General features: G+C 63.4%; 18 protein-coding genes and 1 pseudogene. 9 read left to right on the top strand and 10 right to left on the bottom strand.

Annotation, left to right across the window (positions count from 1 at the left end; translation table 11 throughout):
- The first annotated feature begins 107 nt into the window (after window positions 1–107).
- From CFB34_RS35130 to CFB34_RS35115, 4 genes are all read left to right on the top strand, one after another.
- Complete coding sequence (locus tag CFB34_RS35130; protein ID WP_089444282.1) at window positions 108–1,313, top strand: WG repeat-containing protein; 1,206 nt, start codon at window positions 108–110, stop codon at window positions 1,311–1,313.
- Between the two features lie 400 nt (window positions 1,314–1,713).
- On the top strand, window positions 1,714–2,031 hold the full coding sequence (locus CFB34_RS35125; RefSeq protein WP_089444281.1) for a co-chaperone GroES: 318 nt from the start codon (window positions 1,714–1,716) through the stop codon (window positions 2,029–2,031).
- Between the two features lie 75 nt (window positions 2,032–2,106).
- Entirely contained in the window at window positions 2,107–3,729 is a 1,623-nt protein-coding gene (groL, locus tag CFB34_RS35120) for a chaperonin GroEL (protein ID WP_089444280.1), read from the top strand.
- A gap of 111 nt (window positions 3,730–3,840) precedes the next feature.
- The gene (locus CFB34_RS35115) at window positions 3,841–4,095 is read left to right on the top strand and encodes a hypothetical protein (RefSeq protein WP_089430122.1); all 255 of its coding nucleotides are present in this window, start codon (window positions 3,841–3,843) and stop codon (window positions 4,093–4,095) included.
- Between the two features lie 162 nt (window positions 4,096–4,257).
- Here CFB34_RS35115 and CFB34_RS35110 read toward each other — a convergent pair whose 3' ends face one another.
- From CFB34_RS35110 to CFB34_RS35100, 3 genes are all read right to left on the bottom strand, one after another.
- Window positions 4,258–4,821 (bottom strand): Hsp20/alpha crystallin family protein, encoded by a 564-nt coding sequence (locus CFB34_RS35110; RefSeq protein ID WP_089444279.1) that lies wholly within the window; start codon window positions 4,819–4,821, stop codon window positions 4,258–4,260.
- Window positions 4,822–5,011: 190 nt separating this feature from the next.
- On the bottom strand, window positions 5,012–5,419 hold the full coding sequence (locus CFB34_RS35105; protein WP_089444278.1) for an Hsp20/alpha crystallin family protein: 408 nt from the start codon (window positions 5,417–5,419) through the stop codon (window positions 5,012–5,014).
- Window positions 5,420–5,434: 15 nt separating this feature from the next.
- The gene (locus tag CFB34_RS35100; protein ID WP_089444277.1) at window positions 5,435–5,875 is read right to left on the bottom strand and encodes an Hsp20/alpha crystallin family protein; all 441 of its coding nucleotides are present in this window, start codon (window positions 5,873–5,875) and stop codon (window positions 5,435–5,437) included.
- A 254-nt stretch (window positions 5,876–6,129) separates the two neighbouring features.
- Here CFB34_RS35100 and CFB34_RS35095 point away from each other — a divergent pair, with 254 nt between their 5' ends.
- The 3 genes from CFB34_RS35095 to CFB34_RS35085 all read left to right on the top strand — a co-directional run bounded on the left by CFB34_RS35095 (window position 6,130) and on the right by CFB34_RS35085 (window position 8,544).
- A complete protein-coding gene (locus CFB34_RS35095; protein ID WP_089444276.1) occupies window positions 6,130–6,513 on the top strand; it encodes a hypothetical protein in 384 nt (127 codons plus the stop codon).
- Window positions 6,514–6,626: 113 nt separating this feature from the next.
- A complete protein-coding gene (locus CFB34_RS35090) occupies window positions 6,627–7,919 on the top strand; it encodes a divalent metal cation transporter (RefSeq protein ID WP_089444275.1) in 1,293 nt (430 codons plus the stop codon).
- Between the two features lie 199 nt (window positions 7,920–8,118).
- Window positions 8,119–8,544 (top strand): hypothetical protein, encoded by a 426-nt coding sequence (locus tag CFB34_RS35085; protein WP_242808815.1) that lies wholly within the window; start codon window positions 8,119–8,121, stop codon window positions 8,542–8,544.
- Window positions 8,545–8,618: 74 nt separating this feature from the next.
- Here the strand turns inward: CFB34_RS35085 and CFB34_RS35080 are convergent.
- The 4 genes and pseudogenes from CFB34_RS35080 to CFB34_RS35065 all read right to left on the bottom strand — a co-directional run.
- Window positions 8,619–8,824 (bottom strand): annotated as a pseudogene (locus tag CFB34_RS35080) (MFS transporter); the annotation flags it as partial.
- A 76-nt stretch (window positions 8,825–8,900) separates the two neighbouring features.
- Window positions 8,901–9,215, bottom strand: a complete 315-nt coding sequence (locus CFB34_RS35075; protein WP_046546935.1) for a hypothetical protein — start codon at window positions 9,213–9,215, stop codon at window positions 8,901–8,903.
- A 180-nt stretch (window positions 9,216–9,395) separates the two neighbouring features.
- On the bottom strand, window positions 9,396–10,097 hold the full coding sequence (locus tag CFB34_RS35070) for a hypothetical protein (protein ID WP_089444273.1): 702 nt from the start codon (window positions 10,095–10,097) through the stop codon (window positions 9,396–9,398).
- The gene (locus CFB34_RS35065) at window positions 10,085–10,774 is read right to left on the bottom strand and encodes a hypothetical protein (protein ID WP_089459408.1); all 690 of its coding nucleotides are present in this window, start codon (window positions 10,772–10,774) and stop codon (window positions 10,085–10,087) included. The genes CFB34_RS35070 and CFB34_RS35065 overlap by 13 nt, the downstream gene beginning before the upstream one ends.
- Window positions 10,775–11,102: 328 nt before the next feature.
- Between CFB34_RS35065 and CFB34_RS35060 the strand changes: the two genes are divergently transcribed.
- Window positions 11,103–11,624 (top strand): fasciclin domain-containing protein, encoded by a 522-nt coding sequence (locus CFB34_RS35060; protein WP_242808803.1) that lies wholly within the window; start codon window positions 11,103–11,105, stop codon window positions 11,622–11,624.
- A 163-nt stretch (window positions 11,625–11,787) separates the two neighbouring features.
- Here the strand turns inward: CFB34_RS35060 and CFB34_RS35055 are convergent, their stop codons facing one another.
- Entirely contained in the window at window positions 11,788–13,308 is a 1,521-nt protein-coding gene (locus tag CFB34_RS35055) for a deoxyribodipyrimidine photo-lyase (protein ID WP_089444270.1), read from the bottom strand.
- Between the two features lie 73 nt (window positions 13,309–13,381).
- A complete protein-coding gene (locus CFB34_RS35050) occupies window positions 13,382–13,999 on the bottom strand; it encodes a DUF2878 domain-containing protein (protein ID WP_089444269.1) in 618 nt (205 codons plus the stop codon).
- Window positions 14,000–14,353: 354 nt separating this feature from the next.
- Between CFB34_RS35050 and CFB34_RS35045 the strand changes: the two genes are divergently transcribed.
- The gene (locus tag CFB34_RS35045) at window positions 14,354–15,313 is read left to right on the top strand and encodes an alpha/beta hydrolase (RefSeq protein WP_089444551.1); all 960 of its coding nucleotides are present in this window, start codon (window positions 14,354–14,356) and stop codon (window positions 15,311–15,313) included.
- An 85-nt stretch (window positions 15,314–15,398) separates the two neighbouring features.
- Here CFB34_RS35045 and CFB34_RS35040 read toward each other — a convergent pair whose 3' ends face one another.
- The gene (locus tag CFB34_RS35040; RefSeq protein WP_089444268.1) at window positions 15,399–16,370 is read right to left on the bottom strand and encodes a MerR family transcriptional regulator; all 972 of its coding nucleotides are present in this window, start codon (window positions 16,368–16,370) and stop codon (window positions 15,399–15,401) included.
- Window positions 16,371–16,529 lie beyond the last annotated feature (159 nt).

Raw genomic sequence — 16,529 nt, 5'->3', positions numbered from 1 at the left:
TGTCTTTTTAGAACCGGCCGGCCGGTTCGATCAGTGGACCGGCGAGCCGCTATCATGAGCACCCGGGCCGCTGAATGCCAACGCATCACTCATGACAAGGAACTCCGATGGCGCATCGTATGTACATGTTCAACCTCCAGGACATCGGTCCGGCCGACACGCCATGCCTGAACATGGTGGAGTGGAACTATGACTTCCCGACGGTGTTGAGTCCGCTGCTCGCGGCTGCGCCATTCCTTGCGCGCAATCGTTGCAACGATACCGGCGACGATGACGGAATTTATGCCGAAGCGGAAGGCGGCAAGGCACGGATGGCCCGGTTGTACGCGTTCCTGGAACGTCACGCCGACCGCCTGATCGAGGATCTCGACGCATTCCGGGAAGCGAAGCGCAAGATATTGGCGTTCCTCGGGAATCGCGCGGTCCACCGCTACTTTCACCTGAACGGATGGGATGTGTTCAACCTGTCCGTGAAGCCGCACGTTGAACAGGCCCAAGCGCTGCTGGCGCGCATCGAGCGCGACAACGCGAGGATCGAGCACGCGATCGAGGCCGACGATCCCGCCATGCTCGACCAATGCGAAGGCCTGGCCGCAGAAGAGGTCGCCAGCTTTCGCGAACTGATCAACCAGGATCACTACGACTACGGGTGGGAACCGTTGACGTCGATCTACTACGAGCAGATCGAAGTGTTCGAGCAGGACGAAAAAATGGGCATCATGGCGATCACGGGCGAGGTGCTGGTGCCGCCGCACTACGACGAGATCGGTTTCGATTCATGGATGGAAGTTGCCGTCGTCCGGCAAGGCGACCGTTATGGGCATATCGATAGCCAAGGGAAAGAGATTACGCCGGTGCAGTACGAGCACGTCTGGGCGTTCTGGCGCGGGGAATATGCGCGGGTGCGGCACGACGGCAAGTTCGGGGTGGTGGATCGCAACGGGGTCCAGGTCATCCCGTGCCGTTATGCGGCGTTGACCGTGCTGCAACACTCCGGCAGCGAGTGTTGGGCCGCCTGCGAAGACGAACACTGGGGAGTGCTCGATGCTTCAGGGCAATGGCGTCTGCCGGCCGAGTACGATTCGATCGAGGATTCGATCGGCCGGATCGTTGCGATCCGCCCAGGCAGCGTCGTGCCGGACATCTTCACCTGCCGCTTCGCGCGGCTCGGAACATTGCCGGACGAGCAAATCCGGGCATACGAGGTCGAACAGGGTGAGGGCAGCAACGTGTATCACTATGAAGTGACGCGTGCGGATACCGGTGCGATCACCGTGTTCGATGAAGACGGCGTGCAGGTTCGCATCGACTGACGCCGAAGTACGCGAATTCGAGGATGGCGCGGGTTAGACGGGTTGCGCCGCAGATCAGGACCGTACGTCCGCAATCACTCGTCGAATACGAGGTCTGCGGCCGGACCACGCGCTTGAGGCCGGCGGCGGACGCCAGCCTCCCCGTCCGGTGAGCCTTGAGCCCCGCGCCGGCATGGACACGGGTGCACGGTTTATCGCCTCGGCATGGCTCAACGCACCCTCGCGTTGTGATGAAACAATTTGTTACAAAGAGCCGATTTCGCCCCCCTTGAAGTGAGCGGGGAGCACCTCTATTTCGCTTTCCGCCAGACAGTGGCACGGCTGCCCGGTAGCGACGCTTGCGTCGCATGCCCGGCAGGCGGATTCCTTTTTCGAACCTTTAATCGCTCAGGAGATGAGAATGCAGATTCGTCCCCTCTACGACCGGGTTATCGTCAAGCGAATCGAAACGCAGCGGACGACGGCCTCGGGCATCGTGATTCCCGATTCGGCCGCGGAAAAGCCCGAGCAGGGTGAAGTCGTCGCGGTCGGCAGTGGCCGGCTGCTGCAGGATGGAACGCTTCGCGCGCTCCAGTTGAAGGCCGGTGACCAGGTTCTCTTCGGCAAATACGCGGGCCAGACCGTCAAGGTCGATGGCGAGGAACTCCTCGTCATGCGCGAGGAAGACGTCATGGGCGTCCTCGAAGCCGATACCGGCGCGTCCCGCAAGGCCGCCTGAGATCCCGGGCAGATCGCGACCCCCACCGGGTGTTCGCGACACATCGAATCAACGACTTCTATCCAGAGCAACAAGATGAGTGCAAAAGACGTCAAATTCCACGACAGCGCCCGCGCTCGCATCGTCGACGGCGTGAACGTGCTGGCCGATGCCGTGAAGGTCACGCTCGGGCCGAAAGGTCGCAACGTGGTGATCGAGCGCAGCTTCGGCGCGCCCACCATCACGAAGGACGGCGTGTCCGTCGCGAAGGAAATCGAGCTGAAGGACCGCTTCGAAAACATGGGCGCGCAGATCGTCAAGCAGGTCGCATCGAAGACCGCCGACGTGGCCGGCGACGGCACCACCACGGCCACCGTGCTTGCGCAGGCGATCGTGCAGGAAGGCATGAAGCACGTGGCCGCCGGCATGAATCCGATGGACCTCAAGCGTGGCATCGACAAGGCCGTGGCCGCCGTGCTGGATGAACTGCGCAAACTGTCCAAGCCGATTTCCACGAACCGGGCAATCGCGCAGGTGGGTGCGATCTCGGCCAACTCCGACGAGGCGATCGGCAAGATCATCGCGGACGCCATGGAGAAGGTCGGCAAGGAAGGGGTCATCACGGTCGAGGATGGCAAGTCCCTCGAGAACGAGCTGGATGTCGTCGAAGGGATGCAGTTCGATCGCGGCTACGTCAGCCCGTACTTCATCAACGATCCGGAAAAGCAGGCGGCGTATCTGGACGACGCGCTGATCCTGTTGCACGACAAGAAGATCTCGAACGTCCGGGATCTGCTGCCGATCCTCGAGGCGGCCTCCAAGGCAGGCAAGCCGCTGCTGATCGTGGCCGAAGACGTCGATGGCGAAGCGCTGGCCACGCTCGTGGTCAACGCGATGCGGGGCATCCTCAAGGTCGTGGCCGTCAAGGCGCCCGGCTTCGGTGACCGGCGCAAGGCCATGCTCGAAGACATCGCCATCCTCACCGGCGCCACCGTCATCTCGGAAGAAACCGGCAAGCAACTGCAAAAGGCCACGCTCGATGATCTCGGCGGCGCGAAGCGCGTCGAGGTGCGCAAGGACGACACGATCATCATCGACGGCGCGGGCGACGCGCAGCACATCGAGGCGCGCGTGAAGTCCATCCGTGCGCAGATCGAGGAAGCCACGAGCGACTACGATCGCGAGAAGCTTCAGGAACGCGTGGCGAAGCTGGCCGGCGGGGTGGCCGTCATCAAGGTCGGGGCAGCCACCGAAGTCGAAATGAAGGAGAAAAAGGATCGCGTCGACGATGCGCTGCATGCCACGCGCGCGGCGGTCGAGGAGGGCATCGTGCCGGGTGGCGGCGTGGCGCTCCTGCGCGCGCGTTCCACGGCGACGAGCCTGAAAGGCGCCAACGTCGATCAGGACGCGGGCATTCAAATCGTGCTGCGCGCGCTCGAAGCGCCGCTGCGCGTGATCGCCGCGAATGCCGGGGATGAACCGTCGGTCGTCGTGGCGAAAGTGCTGGAAGGCAAGGGCAACTTCGGCTACAACGCGGCCACCGGTGAATATGGCGATCTTGTCGAGGCAGGCGTGGTCGATCCGACCAAGGTCACGCGCACGGCATTGCAGAACGCCGCATCGATTGCCGGGCTCATCCTGACGACGGACGCGACGGTGGCCGAAGCGCCGAAGGATCCGAAACCGGCGCAGTCGGTCGCACCCGAGTTCGAGCACTGACCTCCGGCAGCGGGTCGTGTACGCACCGGCCAACAGTCGCGGCCGGTGCGAGTCGTTTGGCGCCGCAGGCTGCCTCACTTCATGCGGCGCCCTTTTTTGCCGATGATCGACATGAAACTCGAACTTTGCATTGACTCGAAACCGCTCGACATCGAGCTGGACGACGTCGTGGCAGGACTGCTGGCCGTTCGGCTCGACTTGCCGGCAAACGCCGATCACCGGGACGCCATCACCCGTTATCTCAACGAGAAGGGGGCGCCCTGGAGCCTCGACGCGGACCACATGCGCCGACGGATTCTTCGCCGACTGATCCTCGATATCGCCGATCCGGCACTCGTGATTCGCTATCTGATGGAGGAAGACTGAATCGGCCTGGCCGGTTCCAACCGGCACGCGGCGGATGACGCGCGCTGGCATCCATCAGTTCTCCTCCCGATCCTGATTTGGCCGCGTGGATGCCAGGCAATCGCCGCTCGCTCGCCGGTTCGCCGCAAAGGAATCCCGCCGGGGTGCCCGGTCTGGGCTACGTCAGCCGATATCGATCGTGCGACTGGTGGACCTGACCGGCTCCGATTTCGGCACGGTCAACGTGAGGACACCGTTGTCGAACTTTGCCAAGGTGTGCTCAGGGTCGGCATCGTCCGGCATCGGGATCGTGCGCACGAAGCGTCCATGGGCGCGCTCCAGCCGGTAGCAGCCGTTTTCTTCGCTGCGCACGTCCTGCCTTTTCTCTCCGCGCAGCACGATCGCCCCGTCCTCGACGCTCACCTTCAGATCCTCGCGCTCCATTCCGGGCAGTTCGGCGGTCACGCGCAGCACCGGGCCTTCATCGACGACGTCGATGCGCGGCTGGAAGCGCGATGAACTGAAGTCGCCGAACCACCGTTCGAGCGCGCCGTGGCCTGCGAACGGGTCATGAAGGAATTCCTCCATGGCGCGCCATGGTTCGCGTGAAAACAGTCGTGAAATGTCGGGCCACGACGCACGCCCCGGCTCGCCTGTCGGCGGACTGTCCGGGCCTTCCGCGTCGGACTTGCGGGTAGCCCCGCGAAGGAACTTGAACGGGTTCCACTTTTTCGGATCGGCATTCATGGTGTCCTCCGGTTGATCTCCAGTCGCTTTCGAGCCTGGCGTCGCCGTCCGGTGCGGACACGCGCCGTGATTCGTGTCACGGGATCGCGTGTCCTCACCGCTAAGCCTGCGTCGACTCAGGCAGCGAAGCGTCGCTGATCCTGTTTTGCGTCGACGCAGGGGCGCGCGCTGCGCCGTGGCTCATGACGCGTCAGCGGGTCTTGATTTCGATGCGTCGTGGACGCGCTTCGTCGCGGCGCGGGATGGTCAGCTTCAGCACCCCGTCCTGAAGGCTCGCCTCGATCCTGGACGAGTCGAGATCCGCCGACAGCGTAAACGTGCGGGCGAAATGCGGCTCCCGAACCTCGGCATGCTGAAGCCGCAGATTGGCCGGCGTCGGCACCATGGCCTCGGCTTCGATCAGGAGGCTGCTGTCGTGAACCTTCACGTCCAGCTTGTCCTTCGTCACGCCGGGCAAATCGGCCCACAGCGTGACGCCTTGACTGTCCTCGTAGACGTCGACGGCCGGCACGAGTGTCATCCGGCGCGCGGGCTGTCCGGTTTCGCGACGCGCCACGGTAGACGAGTCGCGTTCTGCCAATTGGGTCGTGTCGTTCATGATCGGCTCCTTCTCTTACTGGATAGCGATGGCGCGCGGCCGGGACGATTCGCGCTTGCCAATGCTGATGGATAGACATCCGTTTTCGTAGTGCGCCTGGACCTTGTCGGGATCGGCGGCCTCGGGCAGCTCGATGACCCGCCGGAACGTTCCGGCAAAGCGCTCTTGCGCATAGGTGCGCCGCTCACCCCCGGCGTCGGGTTGTGCCGGTTTGCGTTCGCCGCCAATGGTCAGCAGCCCCTTGTCGATCGACACATCGAGCGCGGCGGGGTCGACGCCGGGCGCGAACGCGACGATCTCGATGGAATCGTCTGTCGCACCGATATTGATCTGAGGGAACGTGCCGAAACGGCTCGCGCGAATGCTGGACGGGAAACCGCCGAAGCGTTGCGCCATCTGTTGCTGCAGGCGGTCGAACTCGCTGAAGAGGTCGGTTCCGAAATAGAGATCGCTCATGATCTTATCCTCCTGGCTTGTCGCAGCATGGAGGCGAACGGGCCTACGCGCTCCAGTTCGCCTGCCGGACTGCGTGGCAAACAAATCGAAACACGCAGCACGCGGAATGAAGCGACCCGCGTCTGCCTGAGCGAAACTTAAGATAGGAAGTCTGCGGAGAATTTCAAGGGGGGAAACCGCCATTTTTTGCCCTTGAAATTGTCGCGCGGAACCCTATCATCGCGGCGAATCGGTACTGCGTTGCGGAGGACACCATGGAATTCGACACGGACTGGGTGACGCTCGGCAGACACCGTATTCGGCTGCGTTCGACGAGGGGGTTTCCGACCGAGTCGATGCGCACCGTGGCGGAGGTCGTCCGACTTGCGATCGACAACAACATGAGTGCGCGGGCGCGGCTCGTCGAGGTCGTCTGCCGGCAGGAAAAGACTTACGACGTCGTCGTCGGCACCACGATGGCGGAGGACAAGTTTTGTGCGCCGCAACTCGAAGCGGCCGTCGCGGTGGTGCTGGGCCTGTTGCCTGACCAGATCAACATCACGGTCACGCCCGTCACGCAAAAGGAAGTCGATCTGCACTTCGGCGTGTATGAGCGGATGCTGTCGGAGAAGCTGGGTGCGACGTCGCCGATCCAGTGATCGGCCGGGGCGGCACGGGGCGGCACGGGGCGGCGCACCCCTAGCGCGTATCGGATGGCGAGCGCACGGGACGGGTACATGAATTGCTGAGGCCGTATCAGGAGGCCGCCATCATGAACGACCCTGAACCGCTCGAATTCGAGAAAACTGTGCGTGCGCCCACCGGCCCGAACTGGGTACGTCGGCTTGGCCCCGGCTTGATCACCGGCGCGGCCGACGACGATCCGTCGGGCATTGGTACGTATTCGCAAGCCGGCGCGCAGTTCGGATTCGAATTGCTGTGGACCCTCCTCCTGACCTACCCGCTCATGACGGCCATCCAGCTGGTGAGCGCGCGGATCGGGCGAGTGACCGGCAAGGGGCTGGCGTCGAACATGCGGGCTCACTACCCGATGTGGATGCTCTACAGCGCGGTCCTGCTGCTGATGATCGCCAACGTCATCAACATCGCCGCCGACCTGTCGGCGATGGGCGCCGCGGCCGGCTTGCTGTTCCCCGGGCCGCACCAGCTCTACGTGGTTGGGCTGGGCGGCCTGTCGGTCGTGCTTCAGGTGTTCGTTCCCTATGAACGGTACGCACGCCTGCTCAAGTGGACGGCGCTGATCCTGCTCGCTTATGTGGCGGTGGCGTTGATCGTCCCGATCCGGTGGAGCGAGGTGGGCCGTGCGATCGTATGGCCGCATATCGCGCTGACGTCGGACTACCTCACGACGGTCGTCGCTGTCCTCGGCACGACCATCAGCCCGTATCTGTTCTTCTGGCAGGCCTCGCAGGAAGTCGAGGAGCTGGAGTCCGCGCCGCGTGAGGGGCCGCTTCGCCGCGTTCCCCACCAGGCCCCGGCGCAACTGCGCCGAATCAGTTTCGACACCTGGCTGGGGATGGGCGTATCGAATGTCATTGCCTTCTTCATCGTGCTCACCGCGGCGGCGACGCTGCATACGCACCACATCGAGGTCAAGACGTCGGCTGACGCCGCGCGGGCCCTTGCCCCGATCGCCGGTCACTTCGCTTATATGCTGTTCGCGCTCGGGATCGTCGGCACCGGCCTGCTGGCGCTGCCGGTGCTCGCCGGCTCGACCGCCTACGCGGCCGCCGGCACATTCCGCTGGCGCAATAGCCTCGCCCTGAAGTTGACGCTCGCGCGGGAATTCTATGCGGTCATCGCACTGGCAACCGTGGGTGGCGTTGCCATCACGTTCATGCATTTCGATCCGATCCGGGCGTTGTATTGGAGCGCGGTGATCAACGGGGTAACGGCGGTCCCCATCATGGTCGTCATGATGCTGATGGCGCGGAGCAAGCGGGTCATGGGGGAGTTCGCCGTTGCGGGACCGCTTGCGTGGGGAGGGTGGCTTGCAACACTTGCAATGGGAATTGCAGCCGCGGGGATTTTTGTGCCGGGCTGAAGTCCGGCAGGCGCCCCGGGAGTCGCCAAAAAGCTCGATTGGCTCGGCGTCCTATTCCAGCATGGCGGCCTCCGATGCGTGGCCGGTGCCGGTTGGTTTCGGTATTCGACATAGCCGATTCATTCGGCACCGGTCCTCGCCTGGAGCGGCAAAAGGACGAAGGGGCGCAGAGCGGTGACGCGTGACCTTGGCGAGCGCCGTGGAAACTGAACTCGACGCGCTGCTGCTTGTCCATCACGAGTGGCTTGCGTCCATCGCTACCTTGAGGCGATGGAGCGGGCGGCCCCGGCACCGGCCGCTGCGGTGCAGGCGGCAAGCCATGCGATGGCGGCGGATTCGCCTCGCGCGCCGCGTCATCGCAGCGACATCTTTCTCGCGTAAATCTATGGCATTTCGCCAGTCGGCGAAGTACCGTTTTTCTCAAGGAATACCGACCATGGCGGCAAAACGCCTTCGCATCAACATGATTACTCGTCGCCAGTCGACGTTCGATGGCCGGCATCTCGACACCGAGGCGGCACGCCGCTTCGACGCGCACACGCAGGATGCGACGCCTGCTCGTCTGAAAGGCACGCCGGGCGCCGAGGCCGAATGGCTGCCGCGCGTGAAGGTCAGCGAACGATAATCCGGTGACGCCGGACGAGCCGCCGCGCGATAGCGGCGATCTCGCCGTCCGGCGGCTTTTTCAATGTCAGACCGGCTCATGGCCGGCGCGGCAAGGTTGGCGATAAACAAGCCCGCCGGCCAGCCGGACCGCGGCCACGACGCAACGAAACCGCGATGCGCATCCGTGCCGCCCGCTCCATCGACATCGGGGCCGAGCCGCCCCATTCACCGCCCACGCCAACGCCCTGGATGAAACGCAATACGGTGGGGATAACGGCGCCCCGGATGCCGATCGCAGCGGCAAGTCGGAACACAGCGGTCAGCGGCCATGCGACCGAGGTGGTCGACGGTGGACCGACCGGGCCTGCTCACCCTTTATGCGTCTTTCAACCAGGGCATTTCCACGGGTGACACGACCAGTTGCCGGAATTCGCGTTTCAGATCGAAGATGAACCCGACCAGGATCATGGAGTCGGCGTAAGGGATCGGAAAGACATGCGGATTTTCCGGCGTACGCAGCGGGCGCTCGGGGCTGTCGACCGTCGCCGCGGCGTTCTCGCGAACGCTTTCCAGTTCGTCGGCCATGGCCGGGCCACTGATTTGCAGCACTCGGCTACGCAGGTCACTGAAGGGCTCGATGCGCGCAGCGTCTTCGTGGTATTCGGGCACTTCGTAAACGAACCAGGACATTTTTCGTCTCCTGTGAGAAGGGGCGCTATTCTAACGCCGCGCGAGGATGCACCGAGCGTCGCGCGGCGGAATTCCTGGACTGGTTTGTGTCGTCAGCCCGAGGCGGGTGCCCCACGCGAGATCTTGATCCTTTTCTCGTTGTACCTGCGTGACATCGAGCCTCCCGTTCACGAGCCCGGTTTATCCCGCTTGCCTGACCGCGGTAGACATGTACTGTTCGCGGACGGCCAGCCCTCCGTATGGCAGGTGGGACGCGGTGATCGTTGCTACGTAATCCGAATAGGCGTAGCTCACCCGTGCAACCGCCACGGGTTTGCCTATCAGCGTTTCCAGCGTCGTATCTCCCGACACGGATGTGGGTGCGCCGAGCACATCGTGCAGATTCCGCACGGCGATCTGCCAGCTCTGTCGCGTTTCATCGACGGACATGTCACGACGGTACACATTGATGGCCATCAACGTATGATCCGGCGCGAAACTGAACCATATTTCGCTCACGGGTGGGCCGTTCGAGCCGAGCGATTCGGCTGGCACGCCTCGACAGCGCAGGTAGCGCAAGCCTCGGGTCAATTCGACGCACTGCGCGTTGTATCGTGACATTCTTTCCGACACTTCCGCCTCCGTACTGCGATCGAGCTGCAGGCCGAACGCAGGACGGTGGGCGGCCGCCGATACCCCTTTCTCCTGCAAAATCGCCTTGTTGCGAATCGACAGCACCGTTCGGGAATCGACGGAATCCACCGGACACTTCACGCCCAGCTCGGTGAGGAGCCGTCGCCCTTGCGTCGTGTGCAACCCGCCGATCCCGGCAACACTCACGGAGAGTGCCGCAGCGACCCACGCGATCACGTGGGTGCTTCGCAACGCCGTCAGCCCGTACATGATGTTGCAACCGTCGGGGGAAGATACACGGGGCCGCCGGGTGTGGCGCTGATGATGGTATTACGCAGGTTGAAGAGGGTGGGTACCGCACTGAACTGGAATTTTGTGCCGACCGGGATGCCGGCCGAGTTTTTCTCGGTGAGCGTGTACGTTCCATTGGTCGTCGATGTCAGTGCGGCAAAGTCCGCGGCCGGGAGCTTGCTTTGCAGCGTCGCGACGAGATCCACCATGAACTGGTCGAACACGCAGCCTGGAACGCCGACGTCGTTATGGGCCGTCGTCATGTCCTGACACATCTCCGGCTGGGCGTCGATGTCTCCGGCCACCTTGACGGGGCCAGGGTAGGTGTACGGACCGCCGAGGAGCGCTTCAAACTGCAGCGTGAGACAGGCTTCAAGCCGCGCAGGGGTGTCATGGGCGGCACTGCTGTGGCTCGCATTACCGGATACCGCCGCGAAATAGGGCGCTTCGACCGGGTCCGCCAACAGGCCTGCGACGGCTGCATTGACCACGCCGGCCACCACGCCGGGGGCCGCCGAATCACCGCCGAGCGCGGTCCAGATGGCCAGATTCTCCGGATGTTGGGCTGCCACGGGCGCAATGTCGTCTCCGCCTCCGCAAGCGCTGAGCGCGAACGGCGCCGCTGCGGCAACGACGATACCGATGAAAAGCTTCATGAGTTGTCTCCTCTGGATGCCATCGCGACGCCATTTCCCGAGGTGGGACACCGAGCACCTTGGCTGGATGACATACGCAGATACGGTGGCGGAGCGAGAGCGGATGCAGGGGAGGGTGAAGACGGGCAGGATTTGCGACACGCTTGCCGTTTCCTGGATCGCGGATCTGTTTGCGATGAAGGGGGCAACCGTGCATCCGCTGCGCGGCTCGATTCGTATCTCCGATTGCTTCCAGCCAACGGCGGCAATTTTACGGAGTACGAAAATGAAATCCTTCAGCAAAGCAAAACTGGGTGGCGTGGCGCTCGCCCTTGCATTCGCAACGTGCATGTACGCGCAGGCCACCGAGGCAGGATCCATGTCGATGGAGCAGACGGTCGAGGTGGGTGGCGCGGCGATGTACCCGTCGAGGAACATCGTCGAAAACGCGATGAATTCTCATGACCACACGACGCTGGTCGCAGCGGTCAAGGCGGGTGGGCTGGTCGACACATTGTCGAGCAAGGGGCCCTTCACGGTATTTGCACCGACCAACGAAGCATTCGCCGCGTTGCCGGCCGGCACGGTGCAGACATTATTGAAGCCGGAGAACAAGGCTGTGCTCGTCAAGGTGTTGACGTATCACGTCGTACCCGGACGACTCACGGCATTCGACCTTGCCAGGGCGGTCGAGCAAGGTGGCGGCAAGGCGACGCTGAAGACGGTCGAAGGCGATTCCCTGGTCGTCAGCCATGGCGCGAACGGGCTGGCCGTGACCGATGACAAGGGCAATGTCGCGCACGTCACGATCGGCGATGTCATTCAGTCCAATGGCGTGATTCACGTGGTCGACTCCGTGCTGATGCCCTGATACTTCAGCTTGTACCGGGAAGAAGGCGTGATGTGCGGAGGCAGGCCGGGCGCTTGCACATCACGTCGCCCCCCGGCTTGTCGTCGGGGCGCCCCCGTCACACGGTCGAGCCCGAACGTTTCAATCGGCCATTCGTGATTCGATTCCGGCTGGCAATCGAGCGTCACGTCATTTGGCTCTGTGTATTCAGGATCTCTACCGCACCGAGGGCGCGCGCACGTGCATCCTGGTGATCCACGATCGGAAAGGGATAATTTGCGCCAAGCGCGATGGATGCTTGTTGCAGCGCTTCAGTGGAAGCGACCCATGGGCTGTGGACCGCTTCGGCGGGGAGTGCAGATAGTTCGGGCACCCATCGCCGCGTGTATTCGCCTTTCGGGTCGAACTTCTTCCCCTGCAAAACAGGATTGAAGATTCGAAAATACGGGGCTGCGTCGGCGCCGCTTCCTGACACCCATTGCCACCCGGCAGGATTGCTTGCCTCGTCCGCGTCAACCAGCGTATCCCAGAACCATGCTTCGCCCTCGCGCCAATCGATCAGCAAGTGCTTGGTGAGAAATGACGCTGTCACCATGCGCACGCGGTTGTGCATCCAGCCCGTGCGCCAAAGCTCGCGCATGCCGGCGTCGACCAGCGGGTATCCTGTTTTCCCCGTTTGCCACGCGCGAAGCGCGTTGGCGTCGGTGCGCCACGGCATGGCGTCGAACTGACGCCGAAAATTGAACTGATGAAGGGGTTTGCAGTGATAGAGAAGGTAATACGAGAATTCTCTCCATCCGAGTTCACTGAAGAACTTGTTCAACGACTCATTCCTGGCATCGTCGATGCGCACAACTCGCCTGCTTCGCAGGGTGTCTACCGCTGATAACGTCGCGTACCACACCTGCCGGGGCGAGATATTTCCGAAGCGAAGATACGGAGAAAGCCGGCTCGTCGCCTGAGCGGCCGGAAAATCTCGAGCGCCGGCATAGTCGGAAAACGAGTTTTCAATGAAGGCCTCGAGTTGACGCCCGGCCGCTTCCTCGCCGCATCGCCAGGTCGCACGCAGACCCTCCGCCCAGTCCGGCGTCGAGGGCTGCAGCGCAAGTTCGGGGAGCGTGCAGACGTGTGCGCTGACGTTTCTGGAGACGGGAAAGAACGTGACCCGGGCGGGCGCCGGCAGCGGGCACGGCGGAAAAAAATTATCGCGGCGGGCGGCTCTCCAGTACGCGGTGAATACCTGGAACGGCAAGCCTTCGCGCGTGACGACTGTCCAGGGTTCCCGCAAAAGATGGCCATTGAATGTCGACACGTCGATACCGCGCCCGATCAAGTCTTGCTTGATCGATGCATCCATTTCCGTTTGCGCTTTCGCGTAGCGGCGATTCCAGAGAACCATTACCGCCTGGGTCTCGACGGCGAGGCTTCTGATGGCTTCGTGTTCGTTACCGCGAAGCACGAGCAGCGAGCCGCCGAGAGCGGCAAGCGAGTCATCGAGTGTTCTCAGGGACTCGTGCAGCCACCACTGTTGCGCGCCCCCCATGGGACGCCCGTGCTTCGGGGCCGGGTCGTAGACGTAGACGCAAACAACAGGATGGCCGGTACTGACCGCATGAGAGAGTGCGGGATTGTCGCCGAGTCGTTGGTCATCCCGAAACCAAACGATGACGGGGCGGGATTCATACGGCAATTCGGAGCGGGTCATGTGCGTAGCCTGAGAAGGTGCGTGGGCGATTTGAACGGGATCGGCGGTAAAGCGGCTTGCGGGGCTCCCGCCTCTATCCGGCACGGGCGTCGTTCATGTCGTCTGCGCCGATTGGCGCAGGAGAATGGTTCGTTACGCCATCCCAATGGCTTGCAATCGCCAGCGCGGCCGGCAAGATGAACGCCCAGCCGGTTGCGATGACGACGAGCGCTGCAGCCGGATCCTTGAAATGAACGGCGCCCAGCGCCGCACCGGCGCGAAAGGACGCCGGGCCCGCGATTGCGCCGACGAGCGCCGAGATGAGCGGTCGCGCTCGAAGCCAGCGCAGCACGGTATTGAGTTGAATCGCGAACAGCGCCCACAGCCCTGCGAGCCAGTACGGCGCTGTCCCTTCGAGAAAAACGCCGTTCGGGTACACGAGCAGGCCGGAATGGGCAACGGCGCTGTCCCATAACCACCCGAACACCGTGACCGTGATCACGATCCGCGCTTCGGATGTGGGTCGACGCGCGAAGAGAAGATGGCCGGCTGTCGCGATCAGCGCATACGTGACGCCCCACGCGGCGTGATGCGCTGCGGCCGTCATCACGCACACCAGCCATCCTGTTTGGGTCGTCGCGAGATAGACGGACAGGCGAGCGGCATTAGAATTCTGCGTTTTGGACGTCAGTTGATTGGGAGTGCTTCTCATGACCGTTCGTTCGGGATCGGCAACGGCATGCTCGCCATGCCGCCCGGTCGAGGTTGCATCGCGGGGAAAGCGGCAGGTAGAACGTTCATGGCAGGCGGCTCTCACTATCGTCGACGAGCGGATCCACCACCGCACGATTGCTACGCAGGGAGCGATAGTCGGCGTTCCGCGTTGATTCACTTATCCATTCCACATACGGCTCTCCATTGCGGACGGATGCACTTGCGCAGGGAAGATCGGGCCGTCGTTAAGGGGGCGGATGCCGTGCGATGCATGCATCCGTTTGCGCGTAGGCCCCGTAAACGACAGACAAGGCGGCGGATGCGGCCGGAATCGTCGGGGATGGGAACCTTCATGAACATGAAAGCCGGACTTGTCGTCCTGTCGGTGCTGCTCGCGGCCGGTCTCCTCGCCGCGTGTAGCCCGGTGCGGCTCCTGAATGCGCTGACGCCGAGCTACACGTTCAGCCTGTTCGCCGGTATCCCGTACGGATCTGGCGAACGCCACGTGCTGGACGTCTACTTGCCCACGCGCGTCTTGCGTCACTGGCCGGCCGATGCGAGCGCGGGCGCGCCGGTGGTCGTGTTCTTTTACGGCGGAAGCTGGCAGTCCGGCGAACGCAACGACTATCTGTTCGTGGGCGAGGCGCTCGCGTCGCGGGGCTTTGTTGCCGTCTTACCCGACTACAGGACGTATCCGGCGACCACCTTTCCCGGTTTCATCGACGATGCGGCGCAGGCGGTGGCGTGGGCACGCGAGCACGCGGTTGCGTTCGGCGGCGATCCACGTCGCCTGTTTCTGATGGGGCACTCTGCCGGCGCACAGATTGCCGCGTTGCTGGCGACCGACGGCCGCTATCTGGCGGCACGGGAGATGCGCAAGAGCGATATCGCCGGCGTGATCGGCCTGGCCGGCGCTTACGATTTCCTCCCGCTGCGTGACGCGACGCTCGAAAGGATCTTCCCGGAGGAAGCGCGCGCCGCGAGCCAGCCCATTCGATTCATCGAGGGTACGGAGCCGCCGATGTGGCTGGCCGTCGCGGAGAACGACACGGTGGTCGAGCCCGGCAACACGACCCGCTTCGCGCGCGCGCTGCAAGACAAGGGCGATACCGTCGTGGTCATGCGTTACAGGAACGTGAGCCATGCGTCGATCGTCGGTGTGCTGGGCGCGCCGTTGCGACGCGTGGCGCCCGTGCTCGACGATCTCTCCGCGTTCGTGGATCGCGTCGCGAATGCGTCGAATGCCGGCACCACGAGCACGCCGCCGGCATCGCCTGCCGCAGTGGCTCGCTCCTCGATTTCGGCTCGGTGATCGGGGCAAGCCCCGCATTGCACGCGAAAGCGCATCGCCGCCTGTCGTCGTGGGCTGGCCGGAACGGCCGGCGACGCTTGCCGTGCTACAGCGCCTTCAGTTCCGGCGTCGTTCCCCCCAATCCTTCTTCGCGAAGAATGACGGCCAGCGCCGTCTCGAGCAATTCGGCGGCCCGATTCGCGGCGTCGCCAAGGTGGCGATGCAGCAGCGCATCGGCCGGCGATCGCGACACGCATTCGTCGCTGTATCGCTCGAACGCGCCGAGCTGCATGATCAATTCGGACAGATGCCGCGGACACTCGCATTTGACGGTGGTGGACAGGCCGCTGAGCGACGCGAGCGTCGCATCGTCGAAGCGTCGCCGGGTGCGCAGCCAGAGCCCGCGATCCGCGTCATTCGCTTGGCGCGACTTGACGACGGCTTGTGCCAGTTTCGACATGATGGCGATCGGGTTGGTCTGGCCTTCCGTCGACCGGAACAGCTCGAACCCCGACAGACGCGCCAGCTCGACCGCCTCTGCCGTGCCGAACCCGTATACGACGGCCACGGCGTGCGCGTTGAGCTGTTGCGCCAGGGCAGCGAGTTGCGAAACGACATCCTCGTGGAGCGACGTGGTCATCGCGATGAGGGCGTCGACTGGCGTATCCGCGTGCGCGCTCGCGCCGTCGAGCGAGTCGATTCGCGCGGCGATCCGGATTCCCATTCGCTCTATCGCGGATTCCGGAATCGACAGCGCACCGACGACCGCGAGGCTCACGCTTGCCTCGTGAAACGCCGGGTCACGCGTATTCGTCAACGACAGCGCTTCGAGTTCCTCGTGGCTCAGGCTGGCGATCGAGCCGATCGCGTGGCCCTGATTGACGAGCGTCTTCAGCAAACGAATTCGCTGGACGTCGTCGTCCGAGTACATCCGTTGGCCGGACGGCGTTTTGGGCGGAGCAACTACCCCATAGCGCCGTTCCCAGATTCTCAGCGTGGCTGCCGGCATGCGAGCCAGGCGCGCGGCCTCGCCGCTGCGATAGCGATGGGGCGTATCGCGATCCTTGCGAGGGGGCATCGTTGCTCTCCTGAAGTTGACGTACCGTTGTCTCAGGATTGTACGCAGTTTGCGGGAAATACGAAGCAGGAAAGTGATTCATCTTGCGGATTTTCGTCCGAAAAGATGGTTCGTGAAGCGCGAGCCGGCTAGAATGCTTCGCAGCGGTGCCGCGAAGTG

The sequence above is a fragment of the Burkholderia sp. HI4860 genome (assembly GCF_002223045.2).
Lineage (GTDB): Bacteria > Pseudomonadota > Gammaproteobacteria > Burkholderiales > Burkholderiaceae > Burkholderia.
Note: the sequence above shows the minus strand (reverse complement) of the source record. Positions and strands in the feature narration are given on the sequence as shown.